Raw genomic sequence first — 17,016 nt, 5'->3', positions numbered from 1 at the left:
AATTAAAACAGCGAAACGCGGAACCCCGGGTTCAGGAAAGATTCACGCGGTGCATAGTCCAGCGTTTTACCCTGCCAGTCATGCACGTGTGCCCCAGCAGCAATCGCCACCGCGTGGCCCGCGCCGGTATCCCAGATGTTAGTCGGCCCAAAGCGCGGATAAAGCTGCGCTTTCCCCTCAGCCACCAGGCAAAACTTCAGCGATGAACCAATCGCCGTGGTTTGATGCTCGCCTAGCTGCGTCAGATACTCTTTCAGCTCTTCATCTTTATCAAAGTGCGAACGGCTCACCACCACCAGTAATGGACGCGCTTCGCGTACCTGAATCTGCGTTTTATGACCGCCCTCTTCTTTCCAGGCTTTACCTTCCGCAGCGAAGTACATGACGCCCAGAGCCGGCGCGTAGACCACGCCCAGCACCGGCTTGCCGTTGTCGATCAGGGCAATGTTGACGGTAAATTCACCATTACGCTTAATAAACTCTTTGGTTCCATCCAGCGGATCGACCAACCAATACTTTTGCCAGTGCTGACGCTCCGCCCAGACTGGCGGATCTTCTTCTGACAGCACCGGGATCTCGGGCGACAGCCGGGCAAGCCCATCAATAATCACTTTATGTGCCGCGAGATCGGCGGCGGTGACGGGGGAATCATCCGATTTGCGTGTGACATCCATCGGCTGTGCACCATCGTACACCTGCATAATTGCATCGCCCGCTTCACGCGCCAGCTGGCAAATTTTATCTAACATTTTCCACCTCTTATCCGCTGATTCTGCCTGTCAGACATTTACAGCCCACCTCTACACAGTTTAGCAGTTGTGCCTCAACCCTCGGCGGCTGTACTGTCGGCTACGGCAATCTATATGATTATCAATACCATAGTTCACTGACCGCGGCTATGGCGCGATGCTGAATAGGTTTATGGCTGAGACGCACGGCGGAAACTGTGCAAAAGTCCGGGTTACATCACAAATTGAAATGATAATTCGTCATTGTTTTACATTATTTTGAGAGGCCTATTCATAAAACAAGGAGCAAGCCATGTTCAAAGCGAGCATGTCGTTACTGGCGCTGTGTGTTACAGCGGCCACGGTACAGGCCGCTACCGTAGATCTGCGCATTCTGGAAACCACCGATCTGCACAGTAATATGATGGATTTCGACTACTACAAAGACACACCGACCGAGAAGTTTGGCCTGGTGCGCACCGCAACCTTGATTCAACAAGCGCGGGCGGAAGCGAAAAACAGCGTGCTGGTTGATAACGGAGACATCATTCAAGGCAGCCCGCTGGGTGATTACATGGCCGCTAAGGGGCTGAAACAGGGCGATGTCCACCCCGTTTATAAAGCGATGAACACGCTGGATTACACCGTCGGTAACCTGGGTAATCACGAATTTAACTATGGCTTGCCCTATCTGCAAAAAGCGATTGCCGGTGCACGTTTTCCTTACGTTAACGCCAACATTATCGATGAAAAGAGCGGAAAACCGCTGTTTACACCCTATTTAATCAAGGAAACGCAGGTCACAGACCGCAGCGGCCAGGTACATCGGTTAAAAATTGGCTATATCGGCTTCGTACCGCCGCAGATTATGGTGTGGGACCGTAACAATCTGCAGGGAAAAGTCCGTGTTGATGACATTACGGAAACAGCGAAGCGCTATGTGCCGGAAATGCGCGCAAAAGGTGCTGAAATAATCATCGCTATACCGCACTCCGGTTTAAGCAGTGAACCCTATCACGCCATGGCAGAAAATTCGGTCTACTACCTCAGCCAGGTGCCGGGCATTAACGCCATTATGTTTGGTCATGCGCATGCGGTGTTCCCCAGCAAAGAGTTCGCCGCCATTAAAGGCGCTGATATTGCGCAGGGCACCCTTAACGGTATTCCATCAGTGATGCCAGGCATGTGGGGCGATCATCTCGGTGTGGTCGATTTGGTGCTGAACAACGAGGGCGGAAAATGGCAGGTCACGCAGGGTAAAGCGGAGGCGCGTCCGATTTACGATCCGGTCGCGAAGAAATCACTGGCGACGGAAGATGCCGACCTGGTGAAGGTGCTGGAACAAGATCACCGTGCCACGCGTGAATTTGTGGCCAAGCCCATCGGGAAATCCGCCGACGTGATGTACAGCTATCTGTCGCTGGTGCAGGACGACCCCACGGTACAGATCGTGAACAATGCGCAGCGTGCCTATGTTGAGCACTTTATTCAGGGCGATCCCGATTTAGGCCGCCTACCGGTGCTGTCTGCTGCTGCTCCGTTTAAAGCCGGCGGTCGCAAGAACGATCCAGCCAGCTATACCGAGGTGGAGAAAGGTGAACTCACCTTCCGTAATGCCGCCGACCTTTATCTCTACCCCAACACCCTGGTGGTGATGAAAGTCAGCGGTGCGCAAGTGAGCGAGTGGCTGGAGTGTTCAGCCGCGCAGTTTAATCAGATTGACCCGCACAGCAGCAAGCCGCAGTCGCTGATTAACTGGGATTTTCGCACCTACAACTTTGATGTGATTGATGGCGTGGATTATCAAATCGATGTGACGCAACCGGCGCGCTATGACGGGGAATGCACGTTGATCAACAAACAGGCTTCACGTATCAAGGATCTGACATGGCAGGGCAAGCCTATCGATCCGAATGCCACTTTCCTCGTTGCTACCAACAACTATCGGGCTTATGGCGGTAAGTTTGCCGGAACCGGTGATAAGTATGTCGCGTTTGCTTCGCCTGATGAGAACCGTTCCGTGGTTGCGGCTTATATCAGTAGCGAAACCAAAGCGCACGGTGAGGTGAAACCGCAAGCCGATCACAACTGGCGTTTAGCGCCCATTCACAGTGACACGCCACTGGATATCCGCTTTGAAACCGCACCGGGCGAAAAAGCCACGCAGTTTATTGAGCAGTACGCTGATTACCCGATGAAAGCGGTGGGGAGTGATGAGATTGGCTTTGCGCTCTGGCAGGTGAATTTGCAGAAGAATGATTAGTTCTGTTTGGGCGGCCATCAGGCCGCCCAAGGGCGCATCAAGGTGCGCTCCTACAATAACGCTGAAGCAGGGTGAAAATTACAGAATTTCCAGCAGCTCAACTTCAAAAATCAGGGTGCTGAATGGCGGGATAGAGGCGCCAGCACCGCGCTCGCCGTAGGCGAGGTTTTGTGGAATCACCAGCTCCCACTTAGAGCCAACTGGCATCAGGGTCAGCGCTTCAATCCAGCCAGCAATAACGCCGCTGACCGGGAATTCAGCCGGCTCGCCACGTGCAACTGAGCTGTCGAAAACAGAACCATCGATCAGTTTACCGGTGTAGTGAACGCGTACACGATCCTGACGCGAAGGGATTGGGCCATCACCTTGGGTGATCACGCTGAACTGCAAACCGGTTTCGGTGCTGCTTACGCCTTCGCGCTGCGCATTCTGCTCAAGGAATTTCTGGCCTTCTGCTGCCATGGCTTCAACACGCTCACGACGCACGCCTTCAGCACGCTCATGGACTTCACGCAGCGCACGATGTACCACGTCAACAGGCACAGCCGGTGAGTTCCCTTCCAGCGCGTCGCGCAGGCCCGCGAGCAGTGCTTCCGGCTGCAAACCTTGCAGTCCAGATTCCTGCAACTGCTGGCCTACCTGTAAACCGATACCGTAACTTGCCTGTGATTCGACGCTGTCAAATGAAGGGGTGGTCATTTTGATTCCTTAATCCCGAATAAATTAGAAACGGCAGCATAACAGCGCGGGCGGCTGGCGTAAAATCTGCTGCGGCAGAGATGACATTTCTCAGCGAAAGAGAAACAATATACAGGTCAAATTTTTCAATGCTGGCAGGCACTTCGCGCCCGCATTGCCCATACTATAGCTGTGACAAGGTTTTTGCTGTACAGCGCTAAGAAAGAGAGAATACATGGGCCAGATCGCCCCACGACGTCGCAGGACGCGCGCACCGCGTGCTTTTACTTTACCGAGGTTGCAACGTTGGCTGCCGCAAATTAAGCGCAAGGCCGCCAGCGAGGAGGATTCACGAATGGCTTCTGATACCCCTTCCCGCGTTCCTGCCGTGCTGCTGCGCGTCTGGCATCTGCTGGATAATGTGCGTTGGATGGACCCGCTCCCGGCCTTCCATCGTCGCGGCATTGTTATCGCCCTGCTGGTACTGTTACTGGCGTTTCTCTGGCCGAGCAGCACGCCACAATATCCGATTGAACACCCCGCCGATAACAGCAGCAAAGAGGTGCCGCTGCAGGCCGAGATTTATGACAACAAACAGCCGCAGAATGCCACGCCAAAAGCCGACTCCCAAGGCGAATGGCACAGTTATACCGTGACATCTGGTCAGACGCTGGCTCAACTATTCCGGGACAACAATTTACCGGTGAATGATGTGTTCGCGATGGCTCGCGTAGAGGGTAACGATCAGCCGCTCAGCGCGCTGAAAAATGGCCAGCAGGTGAAGATTCGTCAGAATGCACAAGGTGTGGTGACGGGATTGACGGTAGATAGCAGCAACGGTCCGGTGTTATTTACTCGCCAGCCGGACGGCAGTTTTATTCGCGCCCAGTAAACCGCAGAAACAAAAACGCCGGCAGAAGCCGGCGTTTTCGCATAACCAGTTACCAAGTAATAATTACTCAGCCACTACATTCACAACCAGTTTAGCGAACACTTCGCTATGAACCTGGAAGTCAATCTCGTGCTCACCGGTAGAACGCAGAACGCCGTTTGGCAGACGCACTTCGCTCTTAGACACTTCAACGCCAGCTGCAGTTACAGCGTCAGCGATGTCGCGGGTACCGATAGAACCGAACAGTTTACCTTCGTCGCCTGATTTAGACGCGATGGTAACGGTGCCCAGTGCATTGATTTTCTCTGCACGTGCGTTAGCAGCAGCCAGAACGTCAGCCAGTTTGGCTTCCAGTTCAGCGCGACGCGCTTCGAAGAACTCAACGTTTTTCTTGGTAGCAGGAACAGCTTTACCCTGTGGAACCAGGAAGTTACGAGCGTAGCCCGCTTTAACGTTAACCTGATCACCCAGGCTGCCCAGGTTTGCTACTTTATCAAGCAGAATAACTTGCATTACCTTATCCTCTTAAAGTCGTTAATGGACAACTACCAATTACTGATGACGATCAGTGTATGGCAGCAGGGACAGGTAGCGAGCGCGCTTGATGCAACGAGCGAGCTGACGCTGGTATTTTGCACGAGTACCGGTGATACGGCTCGGGACAATTTTACCGCTTTCGGTAATGTAGTTTTTCAGTGTAGCGATATCTTTGTAATCAATCTCTACAACGCCTTCCGCGGTGAAACGGCAGAATTTGCGACGACGGAAATAACGTGCCATTTGGCTAGTCTCCAGAATCTATCAATTCAATCTGCTCGGCATGTAACACGACTCTACTTTGACCATTGCGTGCCTGATGGCAGCTAATGAAACCTTCGAGAACGAGTTGCGTACCGACCGTTATATGTTGAGTAATCACCTGATGGGTGCTGCCGCTGATAATCACCGGCATCTGACACCAGGCTTGCCGGTGAAAACCGGCTTCCTCCTGCACAGAACGGTGCTCAAGCACGAACTGGCAGTGAGGAATCCCTGACGGACTGATTTTTCGAACTGGCGTCTTGCACACAGTGCCTGACAGGCGCAGTCGATTTGCCGTCATGTCGGATTACTCTTCAGAATCCCCAGCATCTGAGTCATCTGATGATTCGTTAGCGAAGTCTTCGCGACGGTCACGACGCTCATCTTTCGCTTTAACCATCGGAGATGCTTCAGTTACCGCGTGCTTAACGCGCATAACCATGCTGCGGATAACGGCGTCGTTGAAGCGGAAGTTAGTTTCCAGCTCGTCAATCACTTCCTGCGGAGCTTCTACGTTCAGCAGAACATAGTGTGCTTTGTGCAGTTTGTTGATTGGGTAAGCCAGCTGACGGCGGCCCCAGTCTTCCAGACGGTGAATCGTGCCCTGTGCACCGGTGATAGCACCAGTGTAACGCTCGATCATACCTGGAACCTGTTCGCTCTGGTCAGGATGGACCATAAATACGATTTCGTAATGACGCATCGATAGCTCCTTACGGATTATTCAGCCTCCTGTCAGGGTCAGCTGCGGCCCACGGAAGCAAGGAACGTTATAGGTTGTGAATCATTTAAAATGAAACACACCTCTGAATGCAGCTGAAAAATTGACGCGTAATCATACTGACGTTGCAGGGATAACTCAAGCGCACAATTCATCAAATCGCAGAGTGTGTGCCAGTCGAGGGCACCTTTTGTGCTAAGGATTGTGATTCAGCAGGTTAGCGAGGGATTGTTCAAAATTGCTGATGGTGGCGTTCAATGGGACGATCTGGCATCAATGTGACAAACAACTAAACTATTTACAGGCGCAACGGTTTGGCTTATTCGCGGCGTCTGAGAGTGCAATCCCTGGAGTGAGGAGTCGAATATGAAAACCATCATTTTCGCCACTTTACTGGGTCTCTTCCTGTCTCCACCCGCTTTTGCCAGCTCCGCTGACTATGCGCAGCAGATGAGAAGTAACAGCAGCAATGCGGCTTCAGGCTATGTCTACGTCAACCGGCTGGATACGCCTGGCAGCAACCCGGTCAGTGCGAATACCAGTGCAGCAGAACGCCTGTCTTCACAGCTTTAAAATCGGACGACGTAACGGGCTGGCCTCTTGTGCCAGCCCGAGTTGTTTCTACAGATGATGTTTGAAAAAACTCACCAGCGCAGTCAGGGCTGATGGCGTAATTTTGTGGCCGATCTGCTTTTCGGAGAGATAAGTCATTTTCCCATCCAACTGGGCGTCGCGCAGCGCTTTCTCTAGCCTTACCGTCTCGGCGAATGGCACCACTTCATCGGCTTCACCGTGCCACAGCAATAGCGGACGGTGCGCCAGTTTCTCCAGTTGCTGACTGGGATCGTAAGGTGCCAGCGGCGCAAGACGCGCGGCAAAGGTCTCTTTCTGTTCCGGCGTACGGGCCACCAGCGGAGGGAATAGCGTGTGGCTCAGCTGCATAAAGTAACCCGACCCCATCATACAGGCGACGCTGTGGATCTGCGGATAACGTGCCATCGCGCCTAATGCAGTCATCCCTCCCATTGATGCGCCTGCAACGGCAAAGCGCTCATCGGCGACCCAATCGTTCTCACGCAATGCCGCTTCCAGTGTCGGCACTTCATCGATGTTCTGTTTAAGGATCTCCCAAAAATGCGTCATGCGCATTTCGGTATCCCCGTTATAGCGCGATCCGTGCATATCGGCATCCGGCATGATGACGCGAAAACCGGCCTGCGCCAGCGCCACCGCGAAGTAGCTGTACACTTCTTTAGATGAGGTAAAGCCGTGATAAAACAGGATGGTAGGTAAACGCGCATGCCGTTGCCCGGCCGGTGACGCGTGAATACACTCAATTCCTGCCAGGTTCTCCGTCGCCAACTCAATCATACCGCCTCCGTTGAGAATGATTATCACCCGTCACAGTGTAAGTGCTGAGCAGCAAAACGCGAGCAACTTCACATTTAATCAGAATAATTTCCGTACTAAACCTTTTGCCAGATTTGCCGTTGATCTTGTACCTCTCCATTATTCTTTAATAGGTACTTTATGAAGCGTCTCTCTCTCAGCGCCATGGGTCTCGGAATTAAGCTGTCTGTATTGACGTCTTTAAGCGTGGCGATTGTGCTGTTGACCTTGACCCTCACCCTGAGCCATAACGCCGCGCGTCAACTGGAGCAGCTGGCCACCGATGACATGCAAAATCAGGTGCTGGGCATTAATGAAATGGCCACCATGTTTAACGCCACACTGTCAGAGGAAGTGGCGAATTACACCAAACTGTTCCAGAGTTTCCTGCCCAAGCGCTTTAGCCGTGATGAAAACGCGCGTATTCAAGTGGGCGAGTTCAGCACCCCCACCCTGCGTGCTGGGTTGAAAACCCTCAATCTCGATCAAATTGCCGTGGATGATTTTCTGGAACGCACAGGCGCGGTGACGACCATTTTTGTGCGCGATGGCGAAGATTACATCCGTGTCGCCACCTCTCTGAAAAAGGAGGATGGCAATCGTGCAGTGGGCACCAAGCTGGATCGCAGCAGTACCGCATGGCGCAGTATTAATCAGGGGCAGGTGTATCGTGGACTGGCGACATTGTTTGGTCATCGCTATATCACACAGTATCAACCGGTACAGGATGAGAGCGGTGCGGTGATCGCCATCCTGTTCGTTGGGGTGCAAATCGATGCGCAGTATGCGCTGATGCGCGACAAAGTGCTGGCACGCCATCTGGGCGACAGCGGCAGCTTCTTTGTGCTGAACGGTGCACCGGGCAGTGCGCAAGGGCAATATCTGTTTGACCGTCAGGCAGAGGGCAAATTACCGCGCTGGGATACATCAGTGCAGCAGCAGCTGTTAACCCAGCCAAAAGGGTTGCTGAGTATTGAACTGGAAGGTGAAACCAAACTGCTGGCGTGGCAACAGCTGCCAGGCTGGAACTGGATTATTGCCGGAGAGGTCAGTCGTGCCAGTTTGCTCGCGCCTATCACGCAAAGCCGCAACCTGTTCATTGTCATTGGTCTGGTGTTGGTGATCGCTTTCGCCGTCGGCTTTATGTGGTACAGCCGTCGTGCTATTACGCGTCCGCTACAGCAGGTGATTCATCTGGCCGAGCAATACGCTGCGGGTAATTTACAGGCGCATATCGACTCCTCGCGCCGCGATGAAGTGGGCCAACTGGTGGCGGCGATTAATGGCATTGGCGACGGGCTGGAAAAAGTGGTCAGCCAGGTGCGCAGTGCCGCCCGCGATATCAACCACGGCACCGATACCATCGCCGCCAGCAGTTCCAGCATCAGCGAGCAGATTGGTCGCCAGGCCAGCAGCGTAGAGGAAACCTCGGCCAGCATGGAGCAGTTTGGTGCGACCGTGGCGCAAACCGCGGCGAACGTGCGTCAGGCACTGGCACTGGTGGGTGAAGCAGCCAGCACTGTCGATCAGGGTGGGGCCACCGTGGCGCGTTCCGTGGAGACCATGTCTGAGATTCGTGTCGCATCACAAAGCATCGCAGATATCACGCACGTCATTGAATCCATAGCTTTCCAGACCAATATCCTGGCGCTCAACGCCGCTGTTGAAGCCGCACGCGCCGGAGAACATGGCAAAGGTTTTGCGGTGGTCGCCGCCGAAGTTCGGGCACTGGCCCAACGCAGCGCCACGGCCGCAAAAGAGATCGATACTTTGATTGCGACCTCCATCAACAAAGTCGCGGCGGGACACACGCTGTCAGAGCAAACACGTGACGCCATGCAGCACATCGTCAGCCATATTGAGCAGGTGAAAGCGTTGATGGGGGAAATCAATATTGCTGCACAAGAGCAGGCGGCGGGCATTGGTCAGGTCAATCTGGCGATGAACCATATTGGTCAAGCCACGCACCAGAGCAGCGATATGATCACCCAATCCGAGACCACTGCGCATACGCTGAATCAACAAGGTCGCCATCTGACACAGTTGGTGAGTCTTTTTCATTTGAAGGACTGATATGAAAAGGGAAGATGGCATAAACTTGAGCCATCTTCCTCTTTCTGGAGTGTGTTATGCGTCGCCTTTTACTGGCAGTGTGTCTGGTGCTGAGTGGCTGTTCCGCTTTCAAAACCACACCCAAAGCACCGCCGCCGCCCACCAGCCACGCGCAGGAAATCACCCGCGCACAAAGTTACGGCTTGCGTAAGCTCGGCAATATCACCGTCACTACACGTGGCTCGCCAGATGATGCCCAACGAGCACTGGCCGCGCGCGCCAATCAGGCTGGAGCGGTGTACTACCAAATCCTGATGCTTGATGAAACCACCCTGCCTGGTTTTTGGTACGGTACTGCGATTCTCTTTGGCGCCCCATCAACGGGCACTGGCTCGCAGCAGTAAGCGGCTGCAGAGATCGTCACTCAGTCCGCGTCGGCCACGCATATCCAGATGCTGGCCGCACCAACTATCGGCGAGTGGCGGTTCTGCCACTTTGAGCAAAATGGCTGCGCTTGCCAGCTGCAATAACGTTTGGGTCACTTCGCGCGCAACCCCCTCCCGGGCATGGGGTAGCAGCAACCGGAGCTGACGCCAGCGGCGATCAAAATGACGGTTGATCCCTTTCACCGCATCGAACTCATCATCCAGCATAGTTAACACATCCGCATGCCGCCCCATCACACGCATCACATCCAGACACATCACATTGCCTGAACCCTCCCAAATGCTGTTCACCGGCATTTCGCGATAGAGGCGCGGCAGTTCGCTCTCTTCGCAATAGCCGATGCCTCCCAAAACCTCCATGGCTTCCGCCACAAAGGGGATGCCCGCCTTGCAGATGCCAAATTTGGCTGCAGGGGTAAACAGCCGTGCATATAAACGTTCATGCTCACTGGCGGGGGTTGACCAGGCGCGTGCCAGACGCAGCAGCAGTGCAGTTTGCCCTTCCAGTTGTAGCGCCTGCTGCGCCAGCACGCTGCGCATCAACGGCTGGTCACTGAGGTTTTTGCCCATTACCTGGCGCTGCTGTGCGTGGTGCAAGGCAATGGATAAGGCGCGACGCATCTGACCATGGCTGCCCAGCGCACAGTCAAATCGCGTCATACTGCCCATTTTCAGGATCAGCCGCACACCCTCACCCTCTTCTCCCATCAACCAGCCAATGGCATCCTGAAACTCGACTTCGGCGCTGGCGTTGGAACGGTTTCCCAGCTTCTCTTTTAATCGCTCGATGCGGATGGCATTTCGCATGCCATCCGGCAGCAGTCGTGGCAAAAAGAAACAGCTCAGCCCTTGCGCTGTCTGCGCCAGGATCAGGTGTGCATCACTTTGTGGCACCGAGAAGAACCATTTATGCCCGGTGATACGATAAGGCTCGCCAGGCCCACGCACACCAAGCGGTTCAGCGTGTGTCGTGTTGCTCAACACATCGGTACCACCCTGTTTTTCTGTCATCCCCATACCGATCAACAGACCGCGCTTTTTATTGCCCGCCACGTGATGGGCGTCATAGCGATCGCTGAGCAGGGCGTCGTGCCAGTCGGCATAGGGCTGCGGCAAATAATTTTGCAGTAGCGGGATGGCGGCATGCGTCATGGTGACCGGACAAAGCGATCCGGCTTCAACCTGAGCATGCAAAATGAAGCGAGCCGCGCGCGCCACCATGGCATTGGGCTGTACGTCAGGTTGCCAGCTGAGATTGTGCAGGCGGCTGGCGCAAAGTCCTTGCATCAGCAAATGCCAGGCGGGATGAAAACGCACTTCATCAAGCCGCTCACCACGGGCATCGTAACGGAGCAGTTCGGGCGGGTACGCATTAGCCAGTCGGCCTAATTCGAGAGATTCAGCGCTGCCAAGTTGCAGCCCAACGGAGGCGAGCCATTCGCGATCCCAGCCCGCGCCTTCGCGGGTCAAGGCCTCGCAAAGCGCAATATCATGGGTGAACAGGTTACTGTTACTGAGTGGCGGTGGTTGATTGAAAACGTTGTGGGTGGTCCAAGGCATAATATTGCATCCCCCTCATTGAACGCATGGTTCAAGTATGAGGGTGATGCACAGTTATGCCTGGTACAAAAACACTTTTGCGGCGAGGATCACGCCAGGCGCTGACGCACCGCTTCGAACAAGCACACGCCAGTGGCAACAGATACGTTCAATGATGAGACGCTGCCTGCCATAGGAATGCTGATCAGTTCATCGCAGTGTTCACGCGTCAGACGGCGCATCCCTTCCCCTTCCGCGCCCATCACCAGCGCCATGGGGCCGGTCATTTTGCTTTGATACACCGTATGATCGGCTTCACCTGCCGTACCGACCACCCAAATGTTGTATTCCTGCAGCAAGCGCAGGGTACGTGCCAGATTAGTGACGCGAATCAACGGTACGTTTTCTGCCGCGCCGCTGGCCACTTTTTTCGCCGTCGCATTCAGCGGTGCAGCACGGTCTTTCGGTACGATGACGGCGTGTACGCCAGCCGCATCTGCGCTACGCAGGCACGCGCCGAGGTTGTGGGGATCGGTAACGCCATCCAGTACCAGTAGAAACGGTTTATCGAGGCTCTGCAGCAGATCCGGCAGATCGCCTTCCTGATAGTTTTTACCCTGCTTCACGCGCGCCACAATCCCCTGGTGCACACCGCCTTCAACCTGGCTGTCCAGCCATTGGCGGTTAGCGACCTGAATCACGATCCCCTGAGCTTCCAGTGCGGCAATCAGCGGCTGCAGGCGACGATCGTCACGGCCTTTGAGAATAAAGACTTCCTGGAAACGCTGAGGATCACGTTCCAGCAGTGCCTGCACGGAATGAATACCAAAAATTATTTCGCTCATTACTTTGCTCAAGGTTGGATGTATATCGTTGAATAATCGTGTGTAGCGGCGCGAATCATTGCGCAATAAATTGCGCCGCTACGAATATGAGCTGCCGTTAATGGCAGCTTCATCAGGCTTCGCTGGATTTTTTCGTCGCACGCTTTGCCTTAGTGGCGGCGGCGATTTTACGGGTTTTCTCTGAGACTTTTTTGCCTTTTTTCTCAGTTTTAGCCGGTTTTTCAGCAGCCACAGACTTTTTCTTCTCGCCACGGAATGCAGCATCAGGTTCAAAAGTCCCCTTCTTGCCCGCATCACGACGGCGCTTAGCCGGCGGCTTACCGCCACGCTTCTCACGCTCACGTTCGGTTTTACCTTCGCCGCGTGGCACGCGCTTGCTGGAGATCAGCGCGAAATCAATTTTACGCTCATCCATATGCACCGCATCCACGCGAACTTCCACCGCATCGCCAAGGCGATAGGTGCGGCCACCCGATTCGCCAATCAGGCGCTGGCCGATAGGATCGAAGCGGTAGTAATCGTTATCCAGCGTAGACACATGCACCAGACCATCGATAAACAGATCGTTGAGGCGGACGAAGAAGCCAAAACCGGTGACACTGGAGATCACACCGTTAAAGACATTGCCCACCTGATCCTGCATGAAGTCACATTTCAGCCAGTCAGCGACATCGCGCGTGGCTTCATCGGCACGACGCTCGGTCATTGAACAGTGCTGGCCGAGCTGCAACATCTGCTGCATATCGTAGTGATAACCACCGGTCGGCGTGGTGTTCCCGTTCAGGGTGCCCTGCTCTTTCGCCAGCAGGTACTTAATGGCGCGATGCAGTAACAAGTCCGGATAACGACGAATCGGCGAGGTGAAGTGCGCATAAGACTGCAGTGCCAGACCAAAGTGGCCACGGTTTTCCGGATCGTACACCGCTTGCTTCATCGAACGCAGCAGCATGGTTTGCAGCATTTCCGCATCAGGGCGATCGGCCACCTGCTTCAGCAAATCGGCATAATCGATAGGCTGCGGTTTTGCACCACCAGGCAGGCTCAAGCCCAGCTCATTCAACACGGTACGGAAGCTTTTGATGCTGTCTTCGGTTGGACGATCGTGATCGCGGAACAGCGAAGGTTCCTGGTTCTTTTCAACGAAGCGTGCAGACGCGATATTCGCGAGGATCATGCACTCTTCGATCAGCTTATGGGCATCATTGCGCACGGTGCGTTCAACGCGCTCAATACGACGTTCCGCATTGAAAATAAACTTGGCTTCTTCGGTTTCGAAGGAGATACCACCACGTTGCTCACGTGCCGTTTCCAGCACTTCATACATGTCATGCAGTTCTTCCAGGTGCTTAACCTGAGAAGCATACTGCTCACGCAGCTCCTGATTACCCTGCAGAATGCTCCACACTTTGTTGTAGGTCAGACGCGCGTGGGAGTTCATCACCGCTTCGTAGTGCTTGTAACCGGTCAGTTTGCCGCTGGAAGAGATGGTCATCTCACACACCATGCACAACCGATCCACCTGTGGGTTCAATGAGCAAAGGCCGTTTGAGAGGATCTCTGGCAGCATCGGTACCACCTGCGATGGGAAGTACACGGAGGTACCACGCTGATGCGCTTCGGTATCCAGTGCCGTGCCCGGACGCACGTAATAACTCACATCTGCAATCGCGACCCAGAGACGCCAGCCGCCACCGCGTTTTTTCTCGCAATATACTGCATCATCAAAGTCACGTGCGTCTTCACCATCGATAGTCACCAACGGCAGTTCACGCAGGTCCACGCGGCCTTTTTTGGCGGCTTCCGGTACCTCTTCCTTCAGCTTCGAAATCTCTTTCTCTACTTCTTCTGGCCAGGTGTGCGGAATTTCATGGGTGCGCAGCGCCATATCCACGGCCAGCCCGGTTCCCATGTTATCACCGAGAATTTCGGTAACCTTACCGATAGCCTTGCTGCGGCGGGTTGAGCGCTGGACGATCTCGACCACCACCACCGAACCCATGCGCGCATTGAGGGTGTCTTCTTGTGGAATAAGGATGTCAAAGCTCAGGCGGCTGTCATCCGGCACCACAAAGCCTGTACCGGCATCGGTGAAGTAGCGGCCAACAATCTGGCTGTTGCGCGGTTCCAGCACGCGCACGACGCGCGCCTCACGACGCCCTTTACGATCGGCACTTCCCGGCTGCGCCAGGATCACATCACCGTGCAGGCAGAACTTCATCTGCTCAGCCGACAGGTAGAAATCATCTTTTTGGCCTTCAACACGCAAGAAACCATAGCCATCACGATGACCAATCACTTTCCCACGCAGTAAATCAAGGCGTTCTGGCAGGGCGTAACACTGACGACGGGTAAACACCAGCTGACCATCGCGCTCCATGGCGCGCAGACGACGACGCAGCGCTTCGAGCTGCTCTTCGCTGGTGATCTTCAATTCCTGAGCGATTTCATCGCGGTTAGCCGGCTTTTCGCGCTTCTCTAACAGCGCCAGAATGAATTCGCGGCTGGGAATGGGGTTGTCGTACTTTTCTGCTTCTCTATCCTGAAAAGGATCTTTTGACATTACGGTTCCTCCGATGTCATTTAATTTGGATTGCCACCGGCGGTTCGGACAATAAAATTTGGTACAGGCCGTCGTTGTCTCTGACAAGATCGGCCAGGGTATAGTTATCCAGTTCCTTAAGGAATAACTGGACCGCGTCATACAACGCCTTACGTAGGCGACAGGCTGGTGTGATGGCACACTCCTCACAGTTTACCAGCTGCAAAGGCTCCATTTTTCTCACCACCTGACCAATCACGATCTTTTCCGGGTCCATGCCTAAACGAATTCCGCCGTTTTTGCCGCGCGTCGCAGCAACGTAGCCGGCCCGGCTCAGTTGGTTGATGATTTTAACCATATGGTTACGCGACACCCCGTAGGTATCGGTGACTTCAGTAATGTTGGTCTGCTTACCTTCGGGTAGCGTCGCCATGTAAATCAGCGCACGCAGACCATAATCAGTGAAACTCGTTAGCTGCACATACACCTCAGTGAATCATCGATTGTTATGGTTATGCGCCGGTCGGCGTGGTGTTTAAGTATGATGATAAACCAGAGCGTGGAGGCCGGTGCGTTTTTTTCAGGCAAGTGTCGATATTTGCACGAAAAAGAGAGTGAGCGGAGTCAAAGAACGGATGAAGTAAGGCCGGACAATGTCCGGCCTGAGGAGAACCTGAAGGATTATGCGTCGAACGGGTCGCGCAGAATCATGGTCTCGCTGCGGTCCGGGCCAGTTGAAATAATATCAATCGGTACACCGGTCACTTCTTCTACACGCTTGATGTAGTCACGTGCTGTCTGTGGCAGGCCTTCCAGCGTTTTCACACCAAAGGTGGTTTCGCTCCAGCCTGGCATGGTTTCGTAGATTGGCTCGATACCTTCCCAGCCTTCAGCAGCCAGTGGTGTGGTAGTCATTTCGCGGCCATCTGGCATACGATACGCCACGCAGATTTTCACTTCTTTCAAGCCATCCAGCACGTCCAGTTTGGTCATGCAGAAACCTGAAAGGGAGTTGATCTGCACTGCGCGACGCACGGCAACCGCATCCAACCAACCAGTGCGACGACGACGACCCGTGGTGGCGCCAAACTCGTGGCCCTGTGCACACAGGAATTCACCAGTTTCATCAAACAGCTCGGTTGGGAATGGACCCGCACCGACGCGCGTTGAGTAAGCTTTAACAATACCCAGCACGTAATCAACGTAACGCGGACCGATACCCGAACCCGTCGCCACGCCACCTGCAGTGGTGTTAGACGAAGTCACGTACGGATAGGTACCGTGGTCAATATCCAGCAGCGTACCCTGCGCACCTTCGAACATGATCAGGTCGCCACGCTTGCGCGCACCGTCCAGCAGTTCAGAGACGTCAACCACCATGCTGGTCAGAACGTCGGCCACGGCCAACGTATCGCTCAGCACTTTCTCGTAGTCTACTGCGTCAGTTTTGTAGTAGTTAACCAGCTGGAAGTTGTAGAAATCGACGATTTCTTTCAGCTTAACGGCGAAGGTTTCTTTGTTGAAGAGATCGCTGACACGCAGACCGCGGCGAGCCACTTTGTCTTCATAAGCTGGGCCGATACCACGACCGGTTGTACCGATAGCTTTAGCACCACGCGCTTTTTCGCGCGCAACGTCCATCGCTACATGGTATTGCAGAATCAGTGGACATGCTTCAGAGATCAGCAGACGTTCACGTACCGGCACACCGCGCTCTTCCAGACCTTTCATCTCTTTCATCAGCGCTTCAGGTGACAGCACAACACCATTACCAATGATGCTGGTCACGTTATCACGCAGAATGCCAGAGGGAATTAAGTGGAGGACGGTTTTTTCACCGTTGATGACAAGTGTATGGCCTGCATTGTGGCCACCCTGGTAACGCACAACGTAATTCGCGCGTTCAGTCAGAAGGTCTACGATCTTACCTTTACCTTCGTCACCCCATTGGGTGCCCAGTACGACGACGTTCTTACCCATTTTTTCAAAACCACCGATTGCTTAAAAATGGATTCTACCATCGGTTTTTGTCTCTTTCAGCACTTTTAGCATACGATTGCGCTGTTTTTTGCCTGCGTTTTGATCAACTCACAAGATGTTGGGTAAACAACGCGGGACAGACA

Annotated in this window: 17 protein-coding genes; 5 read left to right on the top strand and 12 right to left on the bottom strand. The window is 54.0% G+C overall.

The window, feature by feature from the left end; translation table 11 throughout:
- Positions 1-2 precede the first annotated feature (2 nt).
- The gene (gene cysQ / locus LK04_RS01445; RefSeq protein WP_039331431.1) at positions 3-749 is read right to left on the bottom strand and encodes a 3'(2'),5'-bisphosphate nucleotidase CysQ; all 747 of its coding nucleotides are present in this window, start codon (positions 747-749) and stop codon (positions 3-5) included.
- A 292-nt stretch (positions 750-1,041) separates the two neighbouring features.
- Here cysQ and LK04_RS01440 point away from each other — a divergent pair, with 292 nt between their 5' ends.
- Positions 1,042-2,991 carry a bifunctional 2',3'-cyclic-nucleotide 2'-phosphodiesterase/3'-nucleotidase gene (locus LK04_RS01440; RefSeq protein ID WP_039331433.1) on the top strand — a complete coding sequence of 650 codons (1,950 nt, stop codon included), beginning with the start codon at positions 1,042-1,044 and terminating at the stop codon, positions 2,989-2,991.
- 78 nt (positions 2,992-3,069) lie between these two features.
- Here the strand turns inward: LK04_RS01440 and fklB are convergent, their stop codons facing one another.
- Positions 3,070-3,690: an FKBP-type peptidyl-prolyl cis-trans isomerase gene (gene fklB / locus LK04_RS01435; RefSeq protein ID WP_039331436.1), complete on the bottom strand. Its 621-nt coding sequence runs from the start codon at positions 3,688-3,690 to the stop codon at positions 3,070-3,072.
- 214 nt (positions 3,691-3,904) lie between these two features.
- On the opposite strand from fklB, the gene LK04_RS01430 reads away from it, so the two are divergent.
- Positions 3,905-4,561, top strand: coding sequence for a LysM-like peptidoglycan-binding domain-containing protein (locus LK04_RS01430; protein WP_156138058.1), 657 nt, complete (start codon positions 3,905-3,907; stop codon positions 4,559-4,561).
- Between the two features lie 63 nt (positions 4,562-4,624).
- On the opposite strand, the gene rplI is transcribed toward LK04_RS01430, so the two are convergent.
- Genes rplI through rpsF form a run of 4 tightly spaced genes read right to left on the bottom strand, consistent with a single transcriptional unit; the run spans position 4,625 to position 6,065 of the window.
- On the bottom strand, positions 4,625-5,074 hold the full coding sequence (rplI, locus tag LK04_RS01425; RefSeq protein WP_039331442.1) for a 50S ribosomal protein L9: 450 nt from the start codon (positions 5,072-5,074) through the stop codon (positions 4,625-4,627).
- 39 nt (positions 5,075-5,113) lie between these two features.
- Positions 5,114-5,341 carry a 30S ribosomal protein S18 gene (gene rpsR, locus LK04_RS01420; protein WP_002210155.1) on the bottom strand — a complete coding sequence of 76 codons (228 nt, stop codon included), beginning with the start codon at positions 5,339-5,341 and terminating at the stop codon, positions 5,114-5,116.
- Between the two features lie 4 nt (positions 5,342-5,345).
- Entirely contained in the window at positions 5,346-5,663 is a 318-nt protein-coding gene (gene priB, locus LK04_RS19925; protein WP_071885715.1) for a primosomal replication protein N, read from the bottom strand.
- A 6-nt stretch (positions 5,664-5,669) separates the two neighbouring features.
- A complete protein-coding gene (gene rpsF, locus LK04_RS01410) occupies positions 5,670-6,065 on the bottom strand; it encodes a 30S ribosomal protein S6 (protein WP_034829324.1) in 396 nt (131 codons plus the stop codon).
- A gap of 384 nt (positions 6,066-6,449) precedes the next feature.
- On the opposite strand from rpsF, the gene LK04_RS01405 reads away from it, so the two are divergent.
- Positions 6,450-6,656, top strand: a complete 207-nt coding sequence (locus tag LK04_RS01405) for a hypothetical protein (RefSeq protein WP_039331517.1) — start codon at positions 6,450-6,452, stop codon at positions 6,654-6,656.
- Positions 6,657-6,704: 48 nt separating this feature from the next.
- Here the strand turns inward: LK04_RS01405 and yjfP are convergent, their stop codons facing one another.
- Complete coding sequence (gene yjfP, locus LK04_RS01400) at positions 6,705-7,454, bottom strand: esterase (protein ID WP_039331518.1); 750 nt, start codon at positions 7,452-7,454, stop codon at positions 6,705-6,707.
- Positions 7,455-7,613: 159 nt separating this feature from the next.
- On the opposite strand from yjfP, the gene LK04_RS01395 reads away from it, so the two are divergent.
- Positions 7,614-9,545 (top strand): methyl-accepting chemotaxis protein, encoded by a 1,932-nt coding sequence (locus LK04_RS01395; protein WP_039331519.1) that lies wholly within the window; start codon positions 7,614-7,616, stop codon positions 9,543-9,545.
- Between the two features lie 56 nt (positions 9,546-9,601).
- Entirely contained in the window at positions 9,602-9,928 is a 327-nt protein-coding gene (gene bsmA, locus LK04_RS01390) for a biofilm peroxide resistance protein BsmA (RefSeq protein WP_039331520.1), read from the top strand.
- Here bsmA and LK04_RS01385 read toward each other — a convergent pair.
- The 5 genes from LK04_RS01385 to LK04_RS01365 form a co-directional block, all read right to left on the bottom strand.
- The gene (locus tag LK04_RS01385; RefSeq protein WP_039331521.1) at positions 9,902-11,530 is read right to left on the bottom strand and encodes an isovaleryl-CoA dehydrogenase; all 1,629 of its coding nucleotides are present in this window, start codon (positions 11,528-11,530) and stop codon (positions 9,902-9,904) included. The genes bsmA and LK04_RS01385 overlap by 27 nt on opposite strands.
- Positions 11,531-11,619: 89 nt before the next feature.
- Entirely contained in the window at positions 11,620-12,354 is a 735-nt protein-coding gene (rlmB, locus tag LK04_RS01380; protein WP_039331523.1) for a 23S rRNA (guanosine(2251)-2'-O)-methyltransferase RlmB, read from the bottom strand.
- 112 nt (positions 12,355-12,466) lie between these two features.
- A complete protein-coding gene (gene rnr, locus LK04_RS01375) occupies positions 12,467-14,914 on the bottom strand; it encodes a ribonuclease R (RefSeq protein WP_039331525.1) in 2,448 nt (815 codons plus the stop codon).
- A gap of 16 nt (positions 14,915-14,930) precedes the next feature.
- A complete protein-coding gene (nsrR, locus tag LK04_RS01370) occupies positions 14,931-15,374 on the bottom strand; it encodes a nitric oxide-sensing transcriptional repressor NsrR (RefSeq protein ID WP_039331591.1) in 444 nt (147 codons plus the stop codon).
- 200 nt (positions 15,375-15,574) lie between these two features.
- Positions 15,575-16,873 (bottom strand): adenylosuccinate synthase, encoded by a 1,299-nt coding sequence (locus LK04_RS01365; RefSeq protein ID WP_039331527.1) that lies wholly within the window; start codon positions 16,871-16,873, stop codon positions 15,575-15,577.
- Positions 16,874-17,016: the final 143 nt, after the last annotated feature.

Source organism: Pantoea vagans (assembly GCF_001506165.1).
Classification (GTDB): domain Bacteria; phylum Pseudomonadota; class Gammaproteobacteria; order Enterobacterales; family Enterobacteriaceae; genus Pantoea; species Pantoea vagans_C.
Note: the sequence above shows the minus strand (reverse complement) of the source record. Positions and strands in the feature narration are given on the sequence as shown.

Coding starts and splice junctions, on each gene's coding strand:
- yjfP (WP_039331518.1), bottom strand. CDS start 7,454: ATGATTGAGTTGGCGACGGAGAACCTGGCAGGAATTGAGTGTATTCAC.
- bsmA (WP_039331520.1), top strand. CDS start 9,602: ATGCGTCGCCTTTTACTGGCAGTGTGTCTGGTGCTGAGTGGCTGTTCC.
- cysQ (WP_039331431.1), bottom strand. CDS start 749: ATGTTAGATAAAATTTGCCAGCTGGCGCGTGAAGCGGGCGATGCAATT.
- fklB (WP_039331436.1), bottom strand. CDS start 3,690: ATGACCACCCCTTCATTTGACAGCGTCGAATCACAGGCAAGTTACGGT.
- LK04_RS01440 (WP_039331433.1), top strand. CDS start 1,042: ATGTTCAAAGCGAGCATGTCGTTACTGGCGCTGTGTGTTACAGCGGCC.
- rlmB (WP_039331523.1), bottom strand. CDS start 12,354: ATGAGCGAAATAATTTTTGGTATTCATTCCGTGCAGGCACTGCTGGAA.
- LK04_RS01385 (WP_039331521.1), bottom strand. CDS start 11,530: ATGCCTTGGACCACCCACAACGTTTTCAATCAACCACCGCCACTCAGT.
- priB (WP_071885715.1), bottom strand. CDS start 5,663: ATGACGGCAAATCGACTGCGCCTGTCAGGCACTGTGTGCAAGACGCCA.
- LK04_RS01365 (WP_039331527.1), bottom strand. CDS start 16,873: ATGGGTAAGAACGTCGTCGTACTGGGCACCCAATGGGGTGACGAAGGT.
- rplI (WP_039331442.1), bottom strand. CDS start 5,074: ATGCAAGTTATTCTGCTTGATAAAGTAGCAAACCTGGGCAGCCTGGGT.
- LK04_RS01405 (WP_039331517.1), top strand. CDS start 6,450: ATGAAAACCATCATTTTCGCCACTTTACTGGGTCTCTTCCTGTCTCCA.
- LK04_RS01430 (WP_156138058.1), top strand. CDS start 3,905: ATGGGCCAGATCGCCCCACGACGTCGCAGGACGCGCGCACCGCGTGCT.
- LK04_RS01395 (WP_039331519.1), top strand. CDS start 7,614: ATGAAGCGTCTCTCTCTCAGCGCCATGGGTCTCGGAATTAAGCTGTCT.
- rnr (WP_039331525.1), bottom strand. CDS start 14,914: ATGTCAAAAGATCCTTTTCAGGATAGAGAAGCAGAAAAGTACGACAAC.
- rpsR (WP_002210155.1), bottom strand. CDS start 5,341: ATGGCACGTTATTTCCGTCGTCGCAAATTCTGCCGTTTCACCGCGGAA.
- rpsF (WP_034829324.1), bottom strand. CDS start 6,065: ATGCGTCATTACGAAATCGTATTTATGGTCCATCCTGACCAGAGCGAA.